24 protein-coding genes are annotated in these 21884 nt (G+C 70.1%); 7 read left to right on the forward strand and 17 right to left on the reverse strand.

Features of this window, described 5'->3' with window-relative positions:
• Positions 1 to 770: 770 nt before the first annotated feature.
• Positions 771 to 2003 carry an MFS transporter gene (locus tag DMP15_RS28785; RefSeq protein ID WP_337826805.1) on the reverse strand — a complete coding sequence of 411 codons (1233 nt, stop codon included), beginning with the start codon at positions 2001 to 2003 and terminating at the stop codon, positions 771 to 773.
• A gap of 207 nt (positions 2004 to 2210) precedes the next feature.
• Here DMP15_RS28785 and DMP15_RS28790 point away from each other — a divergent pair, with 207 nt between their 5' ends.
• Positions 2211 to 2651: a helix-turn-helix domain-containing protein gene (locus tag DMP15_RS28790; RefSeq protein WP_337826806.1), complete on the forward strand. Its 441-nt coding sequence runs from the start codon at positions 2211 to 2213 to the stop codon at positions 2649 to 2651.
• Between the two features lie 9 nt (positions 2652 to 2660).
• On the opposite strand, the gene DMP15_RS28795 is transcribed toward DMP15_RS28790, so the two are convergent.
• The 10 genes from DMP15_RS28795 to DMP15_RS28840 all read right to left on the reverse strand — a co-directional run bounded on the left by DMP15_RS28795 (position 2661) and on the right by DMP15_RS28840 (position 10777).
• Positions 2661 to 3791: a hypothetical protein gene (locus tag DMP15_RS28795; RefSeq protein ID WP_337826807.1), complete on the reverse strand. Its 1131-nt coding sequence runs from the start codon at positions 3789 to 3791 to the stop codon at positions 2661 to 2663.
• 154 nt (positions 3792 to 3945) lie between these two features.
• Complete coding sequence (locus DMP15_RS28800) at positions 3946 to 5169, reverse strand: glucuronyl esterase domain-containing protein (RefSeq protein ID WP_337826808.1); 1224 nt, start codon at positions 5167 to 5169, stop codon at positions 3946 to 3948.
• Positions 5170 to 5296: 127 nt separating this feature from the next.
• Positions 5297 to 5524, reverse strand: a complete 228-nt coding sequence (locus tag DMP15_RS28805) for a helix-turn-helix domain-containing protein (RefSeq protein WP_443217713.1) — start codon at positions 5522 to 5524, stop codon at positions 5297 to 5299.
• A 16-nt stretch (positions 5525 to 5540) separates the two neighbouring features.
• A complete protein-coding gene (locus DMP15_RS28810; RefSeq protein WP_337826810.1) occupies positions 5541 to 6173 on the reverse strand; it encodes a hypothetical protein in 633 nt (210 codons plus the stop codon).
• Positions 6174 to 6276: 103 nt separating this feature from the next.
• Positions 6277 to 6456 carry an FDXHR family putative zinc-binding protein gene (locus DMP15_RS28815; RefSeq protein WP_337826811.1) on the reverse strand — a complete coding sequence of 60 codons (180 nt, stop codon included), beginning with the start codon at positions 6454 to 6456 and terminating at the stop codon, positions 6277 to 6279.
• Positions 6457 to 6527: 71 nt separating this feature from the next.
• A complete protein-coding gene (locus DMP15_RS28820; RefSeq protein ID WP_337826758.1) occupies positions 6528 to 7784 on the reverse strand; it encodes an IS256 family transposase in 1257 nt (418 codons plus the stop codon).
• Positions 7785 to 8058: 274 nt separating this feature from the next.
• Positions 8059 to 9024, reverse strand: coding sequence for an ATP-dependent DNA ligase (locus DMP15_RS28825; protein ID WP_337826812.1), 966 nt, complete (start codon positions 9022 to 9024; stop codon positions 8059 to 8061).
• 938 nt (positions 9025 to 9962) lie between these two features.
• Positions 9963 to 10139, reverse strand: coding sequence for a hypothetical protein (locus DMP15_RS28830; protein WP_337826813.1), 177 nt, complete (start codon positions 10137 to 10139; stop codon positions 9963 to 9965).
• Positions 10132 to 10500, reverse strand: coding sequence for a hypothetical protein (locus tag DMP15_RS28835; protein WP_253067124.1), 369 nt, complete (start codon positions 10498 to 10500; stop codon positions 10132 to 10134). Before DMP15_RS28835 ends, DMP15_RS28830 begins: the two co-directional genes overlap by 8 nt.
• Positions 10490 to 10777 (reverse strand): hypothetical protein, encoded by a 288-nt coding sequence (locus DMP15_RS28840; protein ID WP_337826814.1) that lies wholly within the window; start codon positions 10775 to 10777, stop codon positions 10490 to 10492. The genes DMP15_RS28835 and DMP15_RS28840 overlap by 11 nt, the downstream gene beginning before the upstream one ends.
• Before the next feature lie 414 nt (positions 10778 to 11191).
• On the opposite strand from DMP15_RS28840, the gene DMP15_RS28845 reads away from it, so the two are divergent.
• Both DMP15_RS28845 and DMP15_RS28850 read left to right on the forward strand, forming a co-directional pair.
• Positions 11192 to 11641, forward strand: coding sequence for a hypothetical protein (locus tag DMP15_RS28845; protein WP_337826815.1), 450 nt, complete (start codon positions 11192 to 11194; stop codon positions 11639 to 11641).
• A gap of 104 nt (positions 11642 to 11745) precedes the next feature.
• Complete coding sequence (locus DMP15_RS28850; protein ID WP_337826816.1) at positions 11746 to 12282, forward strand: DinB family protein; 537 nt, start codon at positions 11746 to 11748, stop codon at positions 12280 to 12282.
• An 82-nt stretch (positions 12283 to 12364) separates the two neighbouring features.
• On the opposite strand, the gene DMP15_RS28855 is transcribed toward DMP15_RS28850, so the two are convergent.
• Together DMP15_RS28855 and DMP15_RS28860 are read right to left on the reverse strand one after the other, a co-directional pair.
• Entirely contained in the window at positions 12365 to 12679 is a 315-nt protein-coding gene (locus DMP15_RS28855) for a hypothetical protein (protein ID WP_337826817.1), read from the reverse strand.
• Positions 12680 to 12888: 209 nt separating this feature from the next.
• Positions 12889 to 13554, reverse strand: a complete 666-nt coding sequence (locus DMP15_RS28860; protein WP_337826818.1) for a helix-turn-helix transcriptional regulator — start codon at positions 13552 to 13554, stop codon at positions 12889 to 12891.
• A gap of 162 nt (positions 13555 to 13716) precedes the next feature.
• Between DMP15_RS28860 and DMP15_RS28865 the strand changes: the two genes are divergently transcribed.
• The gene (locus DMP15_RS28865; protein WP_337826819.1) at positions 13717 to 14427 is read left to right on the forward strand and encodes a DUF4352 domain-containing protein; all 711 of its coding nucleotides are present in this window, start codon (positions 13717 to 13719) and stop codon (positions 14425 to 14427) included.
• Positions 14428 to 14966: 539 nt separating this feature from the next.
• On the opposite strand, the gene DMP15_RS28870 is transcribed toward DMP15_RS28865, so the two are convergent.
• From DMP15_RS28870 to DMP15_RS28880, 3 genes are all read right to left on the reverse strand, one after another.
• The gene (locus tag DMP15_RS28870; RefSeq protein WP_337826820.1) at positions 14967 to 15176 is read right to left on the reverse strand and encodes a hypothetical protein; all 210 of its coding nucleotides are present in this window, start codon (positions 15174 to 15176) and stop codon (positions 14967 to 14969) included.
• Between the two features lie 75 nt (positions 15177 to 15251).
• A complete protein-coding gene (locus DMP15_RS28875) occupies positions 15252 to 15605 on the reverse strand; it encodes a hypothetical protein (protein ID WP_337826821.1) in 354 nt (117 codons plus the stop codon).
• A 105-nt stretch (positions 15606 to 15710) separates the two neighbouring features.
• A complete protein-coding gene (locus tag DMP15_RS28880; protein ID WP_337826822.1) occupies positions 15711 to 17096 on the reverse strand; it encodes a hypothetical protein in 1386 nt (461 codons plus the stop codon).
• A 138-nt stretch (positions 17097 to 17234) separates the two neighbouring features.
• Here DMP15_RS28880 and DMP15_RS28885 point away from each other — a divergent pair, with 138 nt between their 5' ends.
• A complete protein-coding gene (locus tag DMP15_RS28885; protein ID WP_337826823.1) occupies positions 17235 to 18260 on the forward strand; it encodes a site-specific integrase in 1026 nt (341 codons plus the stop codon).
• A gap of 71 nt (positions 18261 to 18331) precedes the next feature.
• On the opposite strand, the gene DMP15_RS28890 is transcribed toward DMP15_RS28885, so the two are convergent.
• Positions 18332 to 19702 (reverse strand): HEPN domain-containing protein, encoded by a 1371-nt coding sequence (locus tag DMP15_RS28890; RefSeq protein ID WP_337826824.1) that lies wholly within the window; start codon positions 19700 to 19702, stop codon positions 18332 to 18334.
• Positions 19703 to 19977: 275 nt separating this feature from the next.
• Here DMP15_RS28890 and DMP15_RS28895 point away from each other — a divergent pair, with 275 nt between their 5' ends.
• Together DMP15_RS28895 and DMP15_RS28900 are read left to right on the forward strand one after the other, a co-directional pair.
• Positions 19978 to 20841, forward strand: coding sequence for a TIGR02391 family protein (locus DMP15_RS28895; RefSeq protein WP_337826825.1), 864 nt, complete (start codon positions 19978 to 19980; stop codon positions 20839 to 20841).
• A gap of 603 nt (positions 20842 to 21444) precedes the next feature.
• Entirely contained in the window at positions 21445 to 21849 is a 405-nt protein-coding gene (locus tag DMP15_RS28900; RefSeq protein WP_357440867.1) for an integrase core domain-containing protein, read from the forward strand.
• Positions 21850 to 21884: the final 35 nt, after the last annotated feature.

The following is a 21884-nucleotide window of genomic DNA, read 5'->3' on the forward strand; positions in this document are numbered from 1 at the left end:
TGAGTAAAGAGCCTGAGCGTAAAGGTGTCGGACTCGATTGAAAGGGGCTGTAATGCGCAACTGGAACTGGTGAACGAGGCAGGCGAATGAAGCAGGCGACGGAAGCGGGGCTCGATGAGATGGGATCTGGTGAACGTGCGTAATTGGAACTGGTGAACTGGAGTCGATGATAAGTCGTGACGATTGGAGGTAGCGAGATGCGTAACTGGAACTGGTGACAGGTGGTCGGGTCATGGCGGGTGAGAAAGAAGGGAAGGTGCGGGTAATGCGTAACTGGAACTGGTGACGGCGCTGTCGATGGGTCCGCATGTCCTGTGCGAAGGAGGGGTTTGAGTGCGCAACTAGAACTGGTGAACGTGGAGTGGCCTGTTCTTGCGGCTATAGGAGGGAGTGTGCAGTGCGCAACTGGAACTGGTGAATGCATCCCGCTGGTAGGTATCGCGTGAAGGGAGATGGCTCGTGCGCAACTGGAACTGGTGACTCGACGATTCCTGGGGATTCGCGAAGAGAGAGGAGAGGGCTCGTGCGCAACTGGAACTGGTGAACGGTTGGGACCGTCAGGTCGAACGACTAGGAAGGAGGATGGATGCGTAACTGGAACTGGGGAAGCGATTCTGATCGAAACAAGCAAGAGAGGAGAGGCGACGTGATGCGTAACCGTGTGTGGATCTGAGGTCTTCACTGGCGACGGCCAGGCGGTGAAAGTGCGAAGCACGACGACGGTGAGGCGGTGGGGAGCCCGAGTGGAAAGTCCTCGGCACCCCCACCGCTCACAGCGCTCGGGCCGACCCAGACACCGCCAAGGCCGCGAGCCCGACCCCGGCGACGGCGGCGGTGACCGCCACCGCAACGCCAGGGGAGGACCACTCGGCGAGCAACCCGGCCGCGAGAAGGCCGATCCCCTGCGCGCCGATCAGGCCGGCGGCGGCAAGCCCGGTCGCGCGCCCCCGGGCCTTGGCGGGAGTCCGGCGCACGAACCCGGCCTGAGCCTGGATCAATGCGGCGGCCACGGCCGCTCCGCTGAGCGCCCACAGCGCGGCGACCGCAACGACCGACGTCGCGATCGCGCTCACCATCAGGGGGACCCCCGCGACCACCGCAAGCGGGAGCATCCAGCGCTCCCGGGCCCCCTGGGGGACCCAACGGGTGAAGACGATCGCCCCGACGACGCTGCCGGCCGGGATGGCGGCCAGCAGGATCCCGACGGCGACCGGACCAGCGCCCAGCTGCGCGGCGTACGGAGCAGCCACCCCCTCAGGGGCGATGTAGGTCCCGGCCATCCAGACGACGAGGGCCAACGTGCGACGCGAGGGATCGGCGAACACCGTGTGCGCCCCGTCGGCGATGTCACGCCACCAGGAACGGACCTCGCCGGCCTCGGTAGCAGCGGGCGCCGCCCGAGCCGTGACCCCGGCGGTCAGCACGGCAGCTGAGAGGACGAAGGTCCCGGCGTTCGCCAGCAGAGCGGTCTGCGGACTCAGCAGAGCCAGCAGCGCGCCGCCGGTCGCGAACCCGGCGACCTGCGCGATCTGCCCCGTCACCTGGCGAACGGCGTACCCGCGTTCGAGCAGGTCGCCGCGCAGGATCTCGGGCAGCAACGCCCCCTGCGCCGCCGAGTGCGGGGAGCCCAGCAGCACCATGACCACGATCAGGGCGCACAGCACGGGTAGGGGGAGGCCTGGCCACGCCATCGGTGCGACCAGTGCCGCGCGGGCGAGGTCGCTGCCGATCATCACCCGGCGGCGGGGGTATCGGTCGGCGACCCATCCCAGCAACGCGCCGCCGAGGAGCGCGGGTAGGAAGGTCAACGCGTACACGGTCGCCGACAGGGCCGCCGAGCTCGTGCGGTCGTAGACCAGTACCGAGAACGCCACCCGAGCGAGCTGGTCGCCCAGGATCGAAACGACCTCAGCCGACCACAGCGCACGGAACTCTCGAAGCGCGAAGACCTGGGTCAGACGGCGGGGCCCAGGCGCGGCGGCTGCAGAGTCGGCATCGTTCATAGTCGGCGGCCGACCATGTTACGAACAGCAACACGCCGGACACCCAGGGTCCGATCCCGCACACTAAGCGAACAACACTCGCGAACAGCTGATCAGACAGCGCTCCGACCGAGGCACGGCATCCCTGCGTCGGGATGGCGCCACTGGCCGGTAGAACTACCGTCAGCCTCCTCGTGACTCGGGAGTGAGCCAGATGAGGGGGGCAGGGTGGTGGCGCAAGGGGACTCCGCGGGCTCGCGATCTCTGGCGGACAAGCTGAACTACCTGTTCAGCACGCTGGAGTCGCAAGGGCGGCCCACCACTCTCGACGAGGTGGTCGCGGGCATCCAGGCCTCCGGCGGATCGGTGTCGCGCGCGACGCTCAACCACCTGCGCCTCGGGCGCACCACCAACCCGTCGAAGGCAACCCTGGAAGACATCGCCCGGTTCTTCCAGGTGCCGGTCAGCTACCTGCTCGACGACCCCTACGCCCAGGTCAGCACCGAGGAACTCGAGGTGCTGCAGGTCGTGCGGCAGGCAGACATCGCCGACCTCGTCCGCGCCATCGGCCACCTCCGGCCGGCGACCCGCCGAGCGCTGGAGCAGGTCGTCGCTGATCTGCGGGCCATGCCGACGCCCGGACACACCGAGCGCACGGACCGCCCCTGACCTCCCCGCTCATCCGGCAGTGGGACTCGCGACCAGCCGCGACGGATGGCGGTAGTTCGGGCGCTGTTCCGGCGTCGCTGCGGCGCCGGGACCCACCGCGAAGTACTCGTTGACCAGCAGCGGAGCCGTCGCCGCGGAGGCGACCCTGTCCTGGCCTGTCCGGCCGTCGAGGACCAGCGGCCCCGCGTCGGTGTAGCCGTAGACCATGCCGTGCCAGGCGGCGGTGACCGTCGGTGGGACCCGCCCCGAGTCGCGGGTGATCCGCCACAGCTCGACGCCGGCGGCATCGAACCCGAGGACGGCGTCGGTCCCGACGTAGGGGGCGAGCGAGCAGATCGTGAGGGCCTGGTCGTCGGAGCGGCAGGACCAGCCCGGTTGGCCGTTGAGCGGACTGTCGACCGATCGCCCGGTCGCGACCTCCACGACCTGACTGCCTCCGGCCGGGCGTGACAGGCTGCTCAGGTCGACCAGCATCCGAGCTCGCCCGACCGGCCACACCGCGCTGCCCGTGAGCCCGGCCCAGCGGGTGCTGCCGTCGCCGATGCTCAGGCCGCGCAGTTCCCGCTCGACGAGGTCGCGGACCTCGACGGCGACGGTGCTCTCTCCGACGAGCACACCAGCGACGCCGGGCGCGGACCACCGCAGGGTTCCCCCTGCCAGGTCGACCGCGGCGGTGTGAGCGGTGGCGGAGGTCGAGGCACTCACGACGGCCGTGGTCCCGACCACGCCGGCGACCGAGACCGTGAAGCCCGTCAGCGACTCCCCGAGCCACTCGGGAGGCAGAGGGACGGTGATGGAGGACAGCGTGCGGGCGGTGCCCGGATCCGCGGCGACCAGCTCGATGCCGCGGCGGGGCGGGGTGGTGCCCTGGCCGGGCTGCTCGACCGGCCAGGCCGCCAAGACCCGACGGCCCACGGGCAGGTCAGCCAGCACCGGGGCGCCGAGCACCGGCGGGGCACCGATCGCGGTCGGCCGGGACACATCCAGTCCGCTGAACAGCGGGGCCCGGGGAAAGCCGCCCACGATCGCCTCACCCGAGGTCAGGTCGACCCGGGTCAGGCCGGCATCGGACAACGACCAGCCATAGACGCCGTCGAGGACCTGCGGAGCCGGGAGCCCGGTGTCCCCACCGAGGGACAACGCAGCAGGCCCGAACGCCGTCGGGGGATCGAACGCCTGCCTGGCAGGCGGGGGCGGCGCCCCGGGGGCGTCGACGGGGGATGGGGCCGTGCACCCGACGAGGAGCAGCGCCGCGGCCGCGCCAGCGACCGCGGCTGCAACACGACGCCGCTGATCAGCGCGTGAACAGGTTGCTGCCCAGGTAGATCTGCCAGTCGGCGTCTTCAAGGCCGTGCCCCCCGGATCGCAGGTGATAACTCATCCCCGGGCCGCGGAAGCCCTTCCCCGTGGCCGGTGGCCAGCTGGTCGAGGACAGCCCGGTGTCGCCGAGCCCGTAGAGCTCATAGACCGGGGCGGCACCGAGGTAGGACAGGAACTCGCCCTGCGGGTCGGCGTTGCCGTCGTCGGCGGCCGAGGCGACCACGACCCGGCCCGGCGCGATCAGCGCGAGCAGCTCGTTCTGGTCCACCGGCAGGGCATCGGCGTTGCCGTCGAAACGCTTGTAGGTCTCGGGGAACCAGTGCGGGAACTGGGAGTTGATCGCCGAGATCGACTCGCCCGAGGAGTCGCGGCGGGCGAGCTTCGCTCCGGTGGAGCCGGAGTTGTTCGAGATGACCACCGGGAACCGCGGGTCCTGGGCGCCGGCCCACAGCGCGGCCTTCCCACCGCGGGAGTGTCCGATCACCGCGACCTTGCTCGGGTCGATGTCCGGGTCGGTCTGCAGGTAGTCCATCGCTCGGCTGGCGCCCCACGCCCACGCGCTGATCGTGCGGCCCGCGTCGGCCGGGAGGTCCTGTCCGGCGGGGTAGAACGCGTTGATCACACCGTTGCGGTAGGAGCCCGCGTCGTCGGGGGCGACTTCCTCGGCGTTGAGCGCGGCCAGGGCATAGCCGTCACCGGTGATCGTCGAGACCGGGGCGTAGCCCCCCGAACCCGGGTCGTCTCCCACCGAGCCCCGGTGGTCGATCAGCAGGAACGTGCCCTTCGGCGTGCCCGACGACGGGGTGAACAGCCGCAGCGAGAAGCTCGCCGTGCCCTCGGACCCGGTCACCGTGATCGTGATCTTCTTGGCCGACCCGCCGCCCCCGCTGCTGTCCTCGGAGAACGTCGTCTTCGTCGGTGCGGGCAGCGAGGTGCCGTAGACGTTGTCCTGGAAGGCCTTGAGCAGCTGCGGTCGGCGCTGCTGCTCCCACTGGCGCACGCTGGTGACACGACCACCGGAGTCCAGAGCGAGCGGATCCGGGACCTCCAGGCCGCCCAGCGGGACCGCCGCCCGCACAACCGCGGCGGCCACAGCCGGGGACCGGTCGACGCCGACCGTCGCCGATCGCGTCACCGCGACCTCGGACTCCTCGGCGGGGAGCACGGCCACGAGCAACGCGACAGCCCCGGCGACCACGCCAATCGGTGCACGCCGGCGGCGAGTCCCAGCCCTCATCCGACCGTCCATTCGTTGATACGAAGAAGGGTAGACGATCCAGTCAGATGGATCTAGGACATGGGCTCTACCGTCAGATGATGGAGGTTCAGGACGCGTCTGGGTCGCCGGATGCGGTGGTTCGGGTGTAGAGCAGCAGATCGCCTGGCTGGCAGTTCAGCTCGCGGCAGAGTGCCTGCAGCGTGCTGAAGCGGATCGCACGGGCTCTTCCTGTCTTGAGGTTCGACAGGTTTGCCATCGTGATACCGACGCGCTGGGAGAGTTCGGTCAAGGTCATCTCTCGGTTGCGAAGGACCTTATCGAGGGTGACTGTCACGGTCGGCTCGTCCTGCTCAGACGGTGAAGTCATTCTCTTCCTTGTACTCGAGGCCGACCCGCAGGGTCTCGCTCAGTACGGCTGTCAGCAAGGCCGTCGCGAGGCCCCAGCCAAGGGGCGCGAGGCTGAGTACGGCACGTAGGGAGCCATCTCCGAGACCGCTCACAGTGACGACCGACGCTGCGGAAGCGAACACCGACCACAGCAGCGCTCCACCGGCCACCAAGAGAGGCAGCTGACGCGCGAGGACGACGACGCGTCGGTCCACTCCGCCGGTGGTGATGCGCCCGGTGATCTGGAAGGCGCGTATGGCCGCAGGAACGACAGCGAGCGTGGCCAGGGTGAGCAGAATGCCTGCGGGAAGGGCAACCGACAGGGGGGTGGTGGCGAGAGGGATCTCCGCGCTGCCCAGCGAGGCTCGCGGGTCCAAGACGTTGGCTCCGATGGGTGGCTGCGCCAACTCGGTTGGAGCGGGAGCGTCGAACGCCACCGGGACCCGAAGGCCGGCTCCGCCGGCGCCGTAGCCGACCGTTGCGCCGATGACCGTGGTGAGCAGCATGAGCGGGGCGACCACGACCAGCCACAGCAGGGATATGCACAGAAGGACCCGGAGCACGGTGAGGCTCGCGCTCGCCTGAGTCAGCTTCATCGCATGCCCTCCTTATCCCAAATCGATGTTATCGAAGAACGATAAGCACTGCGGGGTGGGAGCGCAACAGCCCCCGAATCTCGACTGCTCGGCTGGACTTGCTTCACGCCCGAGGACAGTCCTGGCGACGCCGCCAGATGCCGTTCTTGGTCTGGATCAGCCCCAGCTCTCGAGGATTCAGGCAGATCCCGGCCGGCCGGTGGATGTCCCAGAGCTCGGTGTCGTCGAAGACGGCCCCGCAGCCGCCGAAGCGGCGGCAGCAGTGGGCCCGGTCGGCTCCCACCCACTCCCAGCCGGGTCACGTCCGGCGGAGTGGTGTATGAGATCGACTCCGCGTGATCTTGGTTCGGGATTCTAGGCGGTTATTGCCTCGGTTGTCATGAGTGCCTCGCTGCCGGTCGGTGCGGCTTCGGTGGTGACGATGCGGATGCGTGAGCGGGCCAGTAGATCGAGGCCCATGTAGCGGCGGTTCTCGGTCCACTCATCACTCTGTTCGGCCAGGACGGCGCCGACGAGGCGGATCAGGGAGTCGCGGCCGGGGAAGATCCCGACCACGTCGGTGCGACGGCGGATCTCCTTGTTCAGTCGCTCTTGAGGGTTGTTCGACCAGATCTGGCGCCAGACCTCGCGCGGATATGCGGTGAACGCCAGCAGCTCATCGCGGGCGTTGTCGAGGTGCTCGGCTGCGTCGGGCCAGCGCGCGGTGAGAGTGTCGACCACGCGTCCGTACTGGGCTGTGACGGCGTCGGCGTCGGGCTGGTCGAAGATCGTGCGCACCTGCGTAGCGACATGCGGCTGCGCCGACTTCGGAACACGGGAGAGCAGGTTACGCAGGTAGTGGGTGCGACACCGCTGCCACGCCGCACCCGGCAACGCCGAGGCGATCGCCGCCACCAAGCCGGGATGGGCGTCGGAGATGACGAGCTGGACCCCGGACAGGCCGCGGGCGACCAGACCGCGCAGGAACGCCAACCAGCCCGCTCCGTCCTCGCTGGAGGCCACATCCAGGCCGAGGATCTCGCGGTGCCCGTCGGCGTTCACCCCGGTCGCGAGCAGCGCGTGCACGTTGACCACCCGGCCGTCTTCGCGGACCTTCACCGTGAGCGCGTCGACCCACACGAACGTGTACGGGCCCTGGTCGAGCGGGCGCTCGCGGAACGCGGCGACCTGCCCGTCGAGGTGGGTGGCCATCTCGCTGACCTGCGAACGCGACAGCGACTTCACCCCGAGTTGTTCGGCCAGCTTCTCCACCCGCCGGGTGGAGACACCGAGTAGGTAGGCCGTGGCCACGACGGTGACCAGGGCCTGCTCGGCGCGGCGGCGGTGGGTCAGCAGCCAGTCCGGGAAATAGGAGCCCTGGCGCAGCTTCGGCACCGCCAACTCGATCGTGCCCGCTCGGGTGTCCCACTCCCGGGCCCGGTAGCCGTTGCGCTGGTTCGTCCGCTCGCTGCTGCGCTCGCCATAGCCGGCCCCGCACTGCTGATCGGCCTGCGACGACATCAACGCGTTCGCCGTCGTCGCGATCATCGTCTGCAACAGATCCGGCGACACACCCGCCGAGGCGAACTCCTCGACAAGCTGGGCAGGGTCCACACTGTGTGGTGCGGCCATCGTGGTGGTCCTTCCTGGAGTTCCTTGGTCGGTACTCGAGAAAGATCACGCGGTGGCCGTCTCACGTCACGACGCCACGCCGCTCACCAGCGACGAACCCGTACACCACCTCCGCGGACGTAACCCCCAGCCGCAACACCTGACCCGCACGATCTCGCCCACGATCGCCTGATCCTGTCATCCTCCGCCACCGGGCCAGCGGGCCCAGCCGAGCGCTCCGGGCTCGGGTGCCCTGGACGCCACGGCGGACGGACCCTGACCTCGGATTCGACGGCTATACGAGGTTGTCCAGGTCGCGGTCGAGTCTCAGCCCGCGCCAGCTGGGGTGCCGGAAGCGTCCTTCCGGCGTCCGCTGTCGGTAGGCGATCTCTCCGATCAGCCCCGGCCGTACCCAGCGGCGCAGGTGCATCGGTGTAGGGCTGGTCCATCGGCTGCGGCCGGTCGGAACGGTGATGGCGGGGGAGGGCTGCGCTCGCTCCGCCAGAAGTTCGAGCAGCTCTCGTCGTGTTGCGGCGGTGAAGCCAGTGCCCACGTCGCCGGCGAAGTGCAGCTGTCCGTGCTCATCGGGCAGTGCCAGGGTCAGTGCGGCCATGTCGCGCTGTCGTGTTCGGCTCGCTGTCCAGCCGACCACTGCGACGAGACAGGTGTGCCGGATGGCGTGCTTGATCCACGCGCGACTACGCCGCCCTGCCTCGTAGCGCGATGCCAGGCGCTTGGCGACGACGCCCTCCAGTCCTTGCGCGTCGACCGCGGCCAGGACGTCATCCGGTGCGACGTCGGTGAAGTTCCCGGGCACCGAGATCCGTGGTCCGGTGGGCAGGGCGAGGTCGGCCAGCAGGGCACGGCGGTCGCGGTAGGGCAGCCCGGTCTGCAACGCACCGGCCGCGCGGAGAACGTCGAACACCACGAGGGTGACCGGCACGCTGGCCAGCAGTTCGGGGCTGGGTTGGGTGCGCTGCATCCGCTGTTGGAGCAGCGTGAAGTCGCTGCGGCCGCGTTCGTCAAGGGCGACGATCTCGCCGTCGAGCATCAACCCGGCCGGCAGCTGCAGCGCGACGAGCTCGGGGTATCGGCCGGTGAGGTCGGTCCCGTTGCGCGAGCGCAGCCGCAGACCCGGCCGGGAGGCCGCGACGGTGGCCCGGATGCCGTCCCACTTGACCTCATACGCCCAGTCCGGCCCGGCCGGAAGCGGGCCGGCGGTCGCCAGCATCGGCTCGACCCACCCGACGTCGCTGCTCATCCGCCGCATCGTGGACCATCCCGCCTGTCCAGGACGTGTCCGAGGCGAACCACGACCCGATCCGGCGAGCACACCAGAGACGGCACGAGCTCACCCGAATTACCTGCGACGGGCGCTCGGTACCCGCTCGCTGTCGAGTAGTGACCGCAAGGCCTGCGGGTGGGCGGATCCGTGAGGGGTTCACAGGGGCCCGGCGGGTACCGCACAGCCAGAAACGCCACTGCCTGGCTGTGCCCCAAGGACGCCGAACTGGTGCCAGAACCGGGCGGCGGAGTTATCCCGCTTCCTGGAACTGTGGCACTGATGTCGTCGATGTGGTGCGTGGCGAGGGGGCGGGGTCAGCAGCAGCTCCTCGGCCTCGCGCAGGACCTCGGTCAGCCCGTCGACCAGATCGGGCACCAGCACTCGTCGTAGCGCGGCGGCGTCGAACACTCCGTCGCCGGTCACGGCTGCAGGGAGGAGGAGGGCTGTAGCACCGCGAGGCGTCGAGGGCGGACTGCTCGGCGTCGGGCCCGAGGTCGATCCCGCGGCTGGTGAGGACATCGCGGGAGCCGTGCCGCCGCCGCGTCGACGTCGCGGGCGGCGGCGGCGGGATCGGTGTCATCCGGTTGGGCGGTGACGACCTGGACCCCGCAGGATCCGCAGCTGCCCAACGTCAGGTGCCCAGTCCGGGCAGCGAGCGTGTTCGCACCGTCGAGATCATCGGTGCCGGTCGGGGCCGGGACGGGCTGCCAGAGCAAGGGTTCGTGGGAGCCGAGGTGGGCGACGACGTAGGCGCTCGGGCGGGTGCGGCGCTGACGGTGTCTCCGTGGAGGTCCAGCCGGCGGTGATCGCGCGGCGGGCGTGCTGCTGGGCGGTCATCCGTCGGGAGACCTGATCACACAGCTGGCCGAGGGTGCGGGGTTCGGCTCGGTCGTCGATGGCCGGGTCGGATGTCGTCAGCTCCCGGCGATGACGATGCGGGTGCCCTCCGGGGCTGGTGTGTCCAGGTCGGTCACTTGGACGCCATCGAGGCGAACTCGCCCGGCCTCGAAGTGCATCGCGAGCCGATCGCCCAACGCCGCCGCCCGGGTTCGCACGGTCGGAACGTCCTGCGGCGCGGTCTCATCACTCACGCCGGTCATCGTAGGTGGCTCCCATGCCTCTGCCACCGCGCCGCAGCTTCCCCGACGCAAAATCGGCCAGGATCTCGTCACCGAACGCGAGGTCGCCCCGCACTCCGGATTTGATCATCAGCCAGGACTCCGACGCCTGCACCGCCCGCTCTCGGGAGATCCCCTCCGCCAGGTAGGCGTCCCGCACCGCGTGCACACACGCCGACAGCTCGTCGCCGTAGAGGCCCTCCATCGCAGCCTTCACCGAAGGGTCGCGTGCGACGACCTCCTCGTACCGCATCCGCTCCGCGTCGCACACCGCCTGGATCCGCGCGACCGCAGCATCGGTCAGCTCCTCCGCGGAAGGTCCGTCACCGGTCACGCTCGCCGGCCTTCCACTGCCGGATCGCGTCCCGCATCCCCGACAGCGGGTCAGCCTGCCGCCGCCGGTGCTCCGCCTGGAGCTGCTCCGTTCGCCGCCGCCGCTGCTTGTGCAGCTCCGCGAGGTACGCCCGCCCCTCGTCGGTCGGCCAGCCGTCCGCGTCCACGAGCCCGTAGCGGCGCAGCCACCGCAGCGCGACACGGGGCTGCGACTCCGGTCCCTGCCCGCCGTCGACGAGACGGTGCAGCGTCACCCGCTGGAGAGGCGTGAGGTCCACGCCGTTGATCGTGGCTCAGCGAGTAGCCGCGCCGCCAGCGGGCACCCGGCCCGGGTGCGGTGCACGGTCAAGCCCCGCGCCGAACCGCACCGGGGCGGCCGGGCCCGCTCTCGGGGGACCGCGGTCCGGCCGCCCCACCTCGCCGCAGAACGCGCAACGGCCCCGACCTCAGGTGAGGGGAGGGGGCCGGGCCGTCAGGTCGTCCGGTACGGCGAGGTTCAGGCGTTCGCCACAGCCCGGCAGGCGCTCACGAGGTCGCCCACCATCCCGGCACCATCACCGGCCAGCGTCGCGATCGTCGACAGGCCCCCACACCCGGCCGCGGCCGAGTCAGGGCACGAATGAGGTCGACCGTGCCGGCGTCGGCCGAGGGGTAGGAACCGATGCGGGTGTTGTAGGTCTACGGTCCGCGAGGTGAACTACGCCCCCGATGAACAGGACGCGCTCATCGCGGACGCCCTGGCCCTCGGCGGCGAGGACTTCGTCGCCGAACTCCACCAGCAGGCCGGCGAGCAGACCGCCGAGCTCGTCCCCTGGGACGGGCACGGGGCCGAACCTGCCGGCTACCGCACGGTGTGGCTGATCATCGCCCGCCGGCTGATCGACGAGCGCCGCGACGCGCTCGCACTCCCCCCGCTGCGTCCACACCAGCCCCATCCCAACCACGAACCGCGCGTCCCGGGACAGGTGCCGGGAAACCTGGCGACATCGGCGGGATTCCACTGGCTGGGCGACGGCCTGCTCAGCGCTGCCGACGAGCTCGATGAGCAGCAGCTGCGCGACTACGTCCGCGCGCTCGCCCGCCACCTGCACGAACTCGCCCGGGCCACAGGCACACGGACCGACGCGGGCGACCACCTCTGATCTCGCGCTCCCTCGTCATCAGGGGCCTTCGGGTCCCGGGTGTGCGACGGGATCGAGTAAGTGGCGCGATGTTCATGCCTGGCCGGTAAAGGCAGACTCGTTGCGTGAGCGACCCCGCGGATGACCCGTCCGATGACGACACCCGGAGTTGGGCCGTCGATGCCGGCGACCAGGCAGCGACGCAGGTTCTCGGTGGCGCTGGTGAGCTGGCAACGTTGAGAGAGTTCCTGGGGTACATGCGGGACGGAGTAATCCGGAAGGCACTGGATGTCTCCGACGATGCCGGTGGCCGGGCCGGGGTTCCCTCCGGAACCAGCATCGCCTGGGTCGTCACCCACCTCGCAGCGTCCGAGCGGTTCTGGTTCTGCGGCCTGGCCGTCGACGACTGGGCTGCGGTGTCGACGCCCCCGCCGGGGCGTCCGATCAGCGCCATGGTCGCCGACTACCGCGACGCCATCACCGAAGCCGACACGATCCTCGACTGCTGGGACGACCTCGACCGGGTGCTGGCGCGGCCGCCCGGCAGCGAGCTCAGAGCAACAGCGCGTTGGATCCTGCAGCACATGATCACCGAGACCGCTCGCCACGCAGGCCACGCCGACATCCTGCGCGAACAGATCGACGGCTCCGTCGGCCGATAGCGGCGGGGTCGGGTCGGGATCCTCGGGGAGCCGACCGGCCCCCCGGTCGGCTGGGGCCGTGGCCAGCGCCGGCCGGGCTGCTTTAGGGCAGCGCGACCGGGAACAACGCGGTTTGCTCCGCCACCCCGGCTACCGGCCCGGCGCGCAACGCGCACTTCCGACACGTCACGGGATCGCTGGTGGCGAGCAGGTCGCCAGCTGCGGCGAATCCGGACCAGCCCTGGTGACAGGCCGGGACCGGCAACGTGAGGTCGCCGAGCCAGGAACGGAAGGCGACAGCGTGCACGACTCGGGAGCGGCCGATGCGGAGCTGGTGACCAGTGAACCGTTCGACCTGGGCGCGGGCGAAGTCCTCCGGATCCACCCGGCGGGGGAACAGGTCCAGGGCGAGGGTCACCGCTCATCTCCTTCCACCCGCAGACCGAGCTCGCCCCGAAGCGTGGCACAGGGGACCGACAATCACTGCCGCGCCGGCTGCGCGCGGTAGCCGGCGTCTCCGGGGACCGGTGAGCGGTGGGTCAGGGCGGGAGCGCTGCCGCCTGCCAGCGCAGAGTCTCCGACGCGCGCGTCGCTGTCGCGGCCGTGCCGGGCGTCCTCGGCTGCGGGTCAGCTGGGGCCGGTGGTCTTGATGTCTTCCCTACCGGCTGCGGCCGTCGGCGAGGTTCCGACCTCGACGGGCGCTGTGGAGTATCCGAGGCTGCGCATCCTCTCGATCATGGGGTCTGGTTCCCCACGTAGCTCGGCGGCGTAGCGCTCGACGCCGGCGCGGAACCAGATCGCGACCCCCTCGCGGACACGCGGGGGGAAGCTGTCGCGGGAGGTGTGGCGGTAGGCCATGGCTCGTTTCACGCCGAGGATCTGGCAGACCTCGTCGATGCCGACAACGTCGGGGAAGCGGTCGATGGCCAGGCGACGATCGACCTCGTCGAGTGTGAGGACTTCCAAGGCGACGGTGCGGACGCGGCCGTAGTTCTCCGGGGTCGTCAGGGGGACGACGCGTTCGAGACCCTCGCGAGCAGCGGCCTCCAAGACGCGTGCGAAGTCGGCGAGGCCGCTGCCCATGGCGCGATTGGTGGTGGTGGGGATGACCCAGCCGAGGCGACCGATCGGCTCACCGCGAACGGGGGCCGTGGTCATCGCGACCCCGTCGTTGCCGACCCTTGCGGCCACGGCCTGGCCGATCGCGTGGACATCGGTATCGGCCGGGATCGGCGGGTCGATGGCCAGAGTGATCGACAGGGAGAGGGATCGGACGGCGGGGGAGGAGTCCACGCTCCCGAACGTACGACTCCGATAGACAATTGTCTACTCTCGTATGTGCGGTGAGCGGCTCGCCAGGACAGCCGTGGCGGAACTGCTACCGCATGTAGTTACTTCTGATGATCCCGGCGTCGGGGAGGAAACGCCCTTCCGGCAATCGCGGATATGCCGGACGTGACTACTCCGTACGGCCCCAACGGCCCGCAGAACCCGCCCCCCTACCGGCCCGGACCCGCTGGCCAGCCCCAGTACGGGCAGCCCCAGCAGCAGTGGGGGCCGCCGCAGCAGCAGTGGGCCGCCACCCCGCCCCCGCCGCCGGAGCCGCCGAAGAAGAAGGGCGGGAAGCTGCGCTGGGTCGTCGCGGTCGTCGGCCTGCTCGTCCTGGTCGGCATGATCAACGGCGGCAAGGACGAACCCGCTGACACCACCGCGGCCGCGGCCCCTGCCGCTGCCGCACCGGCCGCCGCGGCGCCGGCGCAGGCCGAGGCGGTCCCGGCCGCCGAAGAGAACGCCGACGGCTACGGGAAGAAGACCGCCTCGTTCGGCGAAGAGGTCAACGCGGGAGGCATGATCGTCACCGCTCAAGCTCCGAAGGAACTCTCCCAGCCCTACCTCGGTACCCAGGCCTGCGCGACGGTCACGCTCCGGAACGAGGCCGACTCCCAGAAGTCGTTCTCCCCGTTCGACTGGAAGTTCCGCACCAAGGACGGGGTCGAGGTGACGGCGAACATCCCGTTCAACGCCGACAAGGCGCTCAACACCGGGCAGCTCACCCCAGGCGGAAAGGTCTCCGGCCAGGTCTGCGCCGACACCCAGACCACCGGCGTCACCACCGTGGTCTACAACCCCGGCTTCGGGATCATGCACGAGATCACCTTCCAGTGATTCCCTGAACTCCAGGCCACTCACCGACCGGTGCCCGGTCGGGGTCACCTGAGTAGTCACGCACCAGACCTCCGACCGGGCACCCCCGCAAGAAGGCCAGGACCCCGCACTTCACCCGAAGTGCGGGGTCCTGGTCGTCCCGCGCGGCGACGGAGCACAGCCATCTGCCCGCACGTCGAGCACTGGCCCTGGCGAGCAGGGAGCGGCGCCACAGCGCGGGGCACCGGTGGGGTTGCGCCGGCGGGACGGCCGCGGTCGTTCTGGGGGACAAACGCGACCCGGTCCGGGCGGGCGGGGCCGATGCCGCGCCAGCGGCTGGCATGGCGCTTCACAGGCGCTCCTGCTTCAACATCGACAGGTTCATGACCTCGGTCCAGAGATTCGGATGCTCGATGCTGAGCAAGTCACCTCGGACAGCTCGCCGGAGGACCCGACGAACCAGTCCCCGGAGCCGAGGGCATCGATCAACGCGGACCCCGCCAGCATCCGGACGGGCTGGAAGTCGACGAGCACGGTGCGGGCGTCGCGGTCCTGGCTCGTCATGGCGCCGTTTCCGAGGTGGGCACCCATCCGGCGGCGATCGCGCGGGCGGCGTACTGCTGGGCGGTCATGCGCCGGCAGGTCTGATCCCACAACGCTCCAAGCGTGCGGGGCTCGGCGCGGTCGTCGAACGCGACCGGATCAAGGATCTGCGCGAGGCGCTCCACCAGGGGTGCGACGTACGCAGAAGCGGGGTCAGGCGCGGGCACGACGTCCTCCTCAGCTCGTTCCAGGACCCGTCATACCGGACGCCCCTGACAGCGACCATGCGCCGACGAGATCGGTCAGCGGCGCGGTCGGCAATCGGGGCACACCGGCCCGTCCAGGCGCCAGCCCGCCGCAGCGAGCCAGTCCCGCGCGGCCGCGGGCAGCACGTCATCGGGCCCGGAGGAATCGGCTGCGAGATCGCCGACCAGCAGAGGACCATCACCGCAGCGCAGACAAGTCAGGTCGGTGATCGGCCCGACCGGCGGGCAGGCTCGGCAGTAGCGGGCGGTGGTCGGGCCGTCGAAGCCGGGGATCAGCCACACCGCGCTCATCAAGATCTGCTGCAGAGGGTCCGCCGCGGCCTGCCCGCACCGGTCGCAGCACAGCGACGGCCCGGCCCCCGGGGCGAGCGGCCCGGTCGTGCTGGCCATCACTGGCCGCGAGGCGGCGGTGGGCCCCAGGTGTGGGCGAGGACCGGCCCGATGAGCAGGGGTGGGGGATGCAGGTCCGGCGGGGAAGGCGGAGTTCACGGGGCCTCACTCCTGAGCATCGGGGGCGACGGGTCGGGTCTCGTCGGCAGGTGCGGTGTCGGTCGTGGTGGCAGTGGGGCCGGGCCGGCGCTGCGCCGCCCGGGGTCGGGCCTTACGTCCGCTCGTGCCTCGACCGGACCCGGAGTCGTTCACGAGACCGGTGTCGGGTTCCGGAGTCCGACCGCTCATCTGTCCGCGCAGCCGCGCGAGGTCGGTGCGCAGCTCGGCGAGCTGGGCGCCGTGGCGGGCCTCGGCGTCGGCGAGACGCTGTTCGCCGTAGGCCCGCTCGCGGTCGACGTCGTGGGCGAGCTGCTCGCGAAGAGCTGCCAGGCTGCTCTCCGCCGCGGCGCGTGCGGCCCGGTGCTCGACGGCCTGTTCGCGGACCTCGTGCAGCTCGTCGGCCAACCGGGCGCGGTCGGTCTCGGCCCGGTCGAGGTCACGGCGGGCCGCGCCCAGATCCGCGGCCGCAGAGTCGCGCTCGGCGGTCAGCGACTCGACCTGCCGGCGGGCGTCGGCGAGCTCGGTCTCGACGCGGGTGTGCTCGCGGGTCAGGGCCTCTAGCTCGGTGGTGACCCGGGCGGACTCCGTGATCGCGGTGTCGCGGGCGGCGATCGCGGAGTCACGTGCGGCGGTGAGCGTGTCCCGCTCGGCGAGGGCTGCGGCCAGCTCGGTGTCGCGCTGCTCGAGCTCGGCGCGGACCTGCGCCACCTCGCCCTCGAGGACGTCCCGCGCGGCGATCGCGGTGTCACGGGCGAGCTCGGCGTCGGCGCGGGCCTCGGCGGCCTCGATGGCTTCGGCATCGGACGCGGCCGCGGAGCGTCGCGCGGCCTCGGCGTCGGTGCGGGCGGCGCGGGCCTGGGCGCGGGCCTCGTCGGCCACGGCCTGCGCGGCGTCGACCTCGGCGCGCGCGGCCCGCTGGGCCGCGGCGATCTCCGCCGCGACCGCCTCGGGATCGGCCAGCGTGTCCAGGGCGTCGCGCAGCTCGCTGCTGCTGTGGTCCAGGCGCGCGATGAGCGCCGCGACCTGGTCGGTCACGCTCTGCCCGGCGCGGGCGATCGGGCGGGCCAGCGCGTCGTCGACCTCACCACGGCGCCGGGCGGGCGTGCCGCCGTCGGCGATCCGCTTGGCGTTGACCCGGTCGTGCATCACCCCGCCCACGACCTGATAGCAGTACTTCGGCCGTCGCCCGGACCCCGCGTACTCCATGGTGTTCGCGCACCCGCCCGGGAACTGGCACGACTCCAGATCGGGCCGGCGCAGCTGCGCCCGCCACGCCGGTCCGCCCGACGAACCGTTCGACGACTCGTCGGCCGCGAGAGCGCCGGCCGCGGTCGGGACGTCGGCGTCAGCGCCGACGTCGGCCGGGGCGTCCGGAGAGGGCTGCTCGCTCACGACACCGATCCTACGGAAAACGTATCGTTACGTCAATAGTTCTGTCTTATGTAGCGTTGCAACGCAACGATACGAAACATACTCCCGCTTGGCGGGATCATCGACCAGATCCCGCTAAGCAGCGGATACGCTCCCTCGGTGCCGCACGCCGAGCTCGACGCCGTCCCGGACACCTCGGCCGCGGTCGAGGTCCCACTGTCGCTGGACGAGGCCGCCTACGTCGCCGCGGCGCGCGCACACAACACCCGCCGCGGCTACCGGTCGGTCTGGACGAGCTTCACCGCCTTCTGCACCAGCAACGACCTCACGCCGCTACCGGCCGCGCCGGCGACGGTGTCGGCCTACCTGGTCGCGCTCGCCCAGGCCGGGGCGAAGGTCCGCACCATCGCCAAGCACCTGGCCGGGGTCCGCGCCGCCCACCGTGCCGCGGATCTGCCCGACCCCGCCGTCACCGCCCGGGTCACCGCTGTCTGGGAGGGCATCCGCCGCAGCCACGGCGCCCCACCTGACCAGGCCGCCCCACTCATGCCGCCCCTGCTCGACCAGGCGGTGGCCGCATGCCCGACCACTCGCACTTGGAAGAACCGGCCCGACGAGCCGTCGTTGGCCGGCGCCCGCGACCGGGCCCTTCTGCTGGTCGGGTTCTGGGGCGCCCTGCGCCGGGCCGAGCTCGCCGCGCTCACCGTCGAACAGCTCGGCCCTGAACGCGAACTGCGCAGCGGGCGCCGCGGCCGCGTCCTGACCCTGCACCGGTCCAAGACCAACCAGACCGGCGACCAGGCAGAACTCATCGGCCTGCCCCGCGCCGAACACCCCGACCACTGCCCGCTCACCGCCCTGGAGACCTGGCTCGACCTGGCCGCCATCACCACGGGCCCGATCCTGCGCAAGGTCTCCACCGGCAACCGCGTCCTCGACCAACCCCTGCACCCCGAGTCGATCAACAACCTCGTCCAGGCCGCCACCGCCCGGGCCGGGCTGCCCGGCGGCCCCTACAGCGCCCACAGCCTGCGCGCCGGTTTCGTCACCTACGCCCACCTGCGCGGCGCCACCGACCGCGCCATCGCCCACCAGACTCGACACCGCTCCATGGACACCATCACCACCTACATCCGCGTTGACGACGTCTTCACCGACAACGCCGTCCTTCAGATCGGCCGATGAAGCCATAGCGGCCCGCCGCAGCATCTCGAGTGTTGTGGGCCACGAAATGGTGGTCTCGTGGTGCGAGCCCTTTAGAAGATCTCGGGGACGGCCGCGCGCAGCCCGCCCTTCAAGTGGGCCCACTGATTGTTGTTCTCCACCCGGCGGGCGATGACATCCGGATCGAGCCCGATTCTGCGAAGCAGTCCGATCCGCACGACGAGGTCAATGCTTGTGGCGAGGTAGTGGAAGGCGCGCGCGTCGCGGTTCTCGTCCGGCAGCGAGTGCGCGACCATGTCTCTCATGTGGACGACCGCGGTCGACCACTTGTCGGCGTCTGGGATGTATGGCTTGATCGCCGGACACGCCTCGCGATGCAACAGGCGCAGCCGCGACGAGAAGTCGAGCCGATGCGAGCCGCGCAGCTGTCGGTCCAACCACTTGTTGTGCTTCGGCTCCTGCACCGCCGCGAGGATTGCCGTCATGCGGTTCGTGTGTCGAGGACTGGGCTGCTCCCGCTCCGGATTTAGGCGCCGATGTATGCCCTCGGCAGCCGCCGCGGCGCTGAAGAAGCGATTGCTTACGAACCCGGCGTGCGGACCGTCCAGGCTCAGCAGAAGATCCAGCGAGATGTCCAACTTCGCGGCCAGTCCCATCCACTTCGGGACCACTGTGGCGAAGTCGATGTCGGCGAGAGTCAGCAAGCACCGATCAGCCGGTGTCTGTTCGTCCTCGCCGCGATTCGGGTACTTCTGGAAGATATGGACGGTGTGCCACTCCATCAAGTCGTCCGGGGTCGCCGGACTGTGCGCGAGTCGCAGCATTTCGATGCCGCTGGGGTGCCCGCATGCGAGATGCAGCAGATGGCGGACGGGCCGCTCGACGGTCTGGAGGATCTGAGTCACGGTCAAGGCGGCCGGAAGGTGCACCAAGAGGTTCTCCCGCTCCGTCCACGACACTCGGCGCCCAGGTTCCGGGTAGGCCGCGGTGAAGTCGCCATCGAGTTGGTAGGTCCGCCCCTGGCCGTCCACGGCGTGCAGGCTCTCCAACGGCGTGAACCTCAGAACGGAACTCGTGTCGGTGTCGTGCTCGGCGATGCCGGTCCGTCCAGCGAACGTCGTCATCCGGCTGTGCGTGACGTCGACCTGATCGAACGCCGTTGACGTTCCGGTCAGGTCGCGGTGACCGATGAGCACGACCGGGCAGTAGTACGTGGACGTCCCGCTCGCTGCGAGTTTCGGGACGTCATGCCGTGCGCTGACCTCGACCAAGGTGATGAACTGCCCGGCACAGACGCCCCGGATCACCGACGGTGCAAAGCCGTCCGGGGTCAGCGCCTTGAAGCTGCCCAGGACCTGCAGCTCGTAGTCACCGTCCATCACGAGCGTCCCGGCGAGCGTCCGCTCGGGATCGTCGTCGATCCACCAGCGCCCGATCATCGCTCCGTTCGATGCCTGCTTCATCGTCCCTCCGCCTGGATCGCCGCCGTGCGGATCCATGTTCCTCGGCCCCCGCCCAGGCCGAACGATTGTTGATCGTGTGAGCCTGCGGAGTGCGCATCACGTTCTACTCGACAGCTCGACCGCCGTCACGACCTGATCCTTGGGAAAGCGCACTCGTACCGTCAGAGCAGACCCAGATCGGGGCCGCTACCAAACGCGCCTGGTGATAGTCAGCCGAGGATCGGGCCGCGCACTGCCCAGTGCGTGCCGTGCTGGAATTGCTAGGATAGGCGGCGATGAGTCACTACAGTGCCGATTACCTGCGCCGTCTGCTCCGCGCAATGGAACGATTCGAGATCGACTTCACCGCCTGGATGCAGACCCAGGTCGAATCGGACCACATGACAGCCCGCGGCCTGCTCCCCACCGTGTGGCGCCGGGACGGACACGACGACACTGAGGTGCATCGGCTCGAGTTGAACTTGGCCGAGTCCGCCGGTCTGGCCGCCCGTGCTGTCGCGGTTACCGGAGCGTACATCGCTATTGCTGGAATCGGTCCGGTCGACCCCGTCGCGAATTGGGCGTTGATGTCAGAGCCGAAGGCGCCGGTCACGCCGCGAGACATTCGGATGTCCGTGGCCAACATCAGAGGCCGGCTGGGCGCGATGATCGAGGAGGCCGAGGCGTCATCCGGTTCCGGGCTGCCGGGCTTTGCTCCGGCGCAGCTGCACGCGGTGGTGTGGTCGGCCGCAGCCGCTCACTGGACCGCCCACCAGTACCGGGTCGCGGTCCGCGAGGCCGCGGAGGCCCTAACACTGCACTGGAAGGACCGCCTGGGCCGATCCGATGTCGACGACACCGTGTTCTGGCAGCAGACGCTCTCCGCCGGCGCCGCCGAACCGGGGAAACCGAAGCTGGTATGGCCAGGAGATGCTGCTGACAAGACAACCAAGAGCATGCGCGGGGGACTCGAACCACTCGCCAAGAGCCTCAACGGTCTGGCGACAGGCTTGAACCTCACCGTTCGCAACGTCACGACTCACACGCGAACTGAGTTGACTGAGCAAGAGGCCATGGAACGCCTATCGGCCTACAGCTACTTGGCCCGGATGCTTGATCAATGCGTCATCGCGCCCGGGGTGAACGACACCCCGACCTGACGCCGGGCGGCGCCAGCGCAGGTGGAGTTCTCGCATAAGGTGGAACTTCCGCTGACTGACAAGCCGATAATGAAAATTATGACAGGCACGCTAGAGCGAGTTGCATCCACTGCGGCTACAGGCTCGCGGACGACCTATCTGCCCCTGTCGGTGTCGTCGCGCCCTCCGAGATCCTCTGGATCAGATGGCCGTACCAGTGGACGCGACCAGGCCCGCCAGGGCGATCACGTGGACGAGATGCCCCCGGCCATCAGAACGAGAGCGAGCGCTCCCATCGTGGTGCGGGCGGCAGCACTCATCGGGCCGTGAGAAAACCGCCGGAGGCTGAACGCGGAAGCGACACGACGTCCACTCTTCGCGCCGCTCCTGTGACTGTGCTGAGATCCGCCAGCGACACCCGTGACTCCTGCGGGCGAGAGCCCGACGGGCCGGTGTTCCTGGCCCGTGGACTGGGCATGGCCGCGTCCACGGTCGGTCGAATCCTGCGCCGTCGCCGGGTGATACCGCTTCGTGCACTCGACCCGATCACCGGAGGACCGGTCCGCCGACAGCAGTCCGCACGACGCTACGAGCACCCCCGGCCCGGCGATCTGGTCCACATCGATGTCAAGAAACTCGGCCGGGTCCCCGACGGCGGCGGCTGGCGCCTGCACAGTCGCAGCGAAGAAGTCCGCGGCCGCAAGGTCCACGGCCAGGCGCTGGGCTACGACTTCCTCCACGTCGCCGTCGACGACCACTCCCGACTGGCCTACGTCGAGGCCCTGCCCGACGAGCGTGACCCGACCAGTGCCGGGTTCCTGCGCCGCGCCACCGCCTGGTTCGCCGATCACGGCGTGCCCCGCGCGCGGGGTCCTGACCAACAACGCCCGTGTCTACCGGGCCGGCCGCGGCTGGACCCAGGCCTGCGCCGAGCTCGGGATCAGCCGCCGGTTCACCCGCCCGCACTACCCCTGGACGAACGGGAAAGTAGAGCGGTTCAACCGGACCCTGCTCGATGAGTTCGCCTAAAGCCCGCCCCTGGTTGTCCAACACCGATCGGCTCG

The sequence above is a fragment of the Pseudonocardia sp. UM4_GMWB1 genome (genome assembly GCF_017312155.1).
Classification (GTDB): Bacteria; Actinomycetota; Actinomycetes; order Mycobacteriales; family Pseudonocardiaceae; genus Pseudonocardia; species Pseudonocardia alni.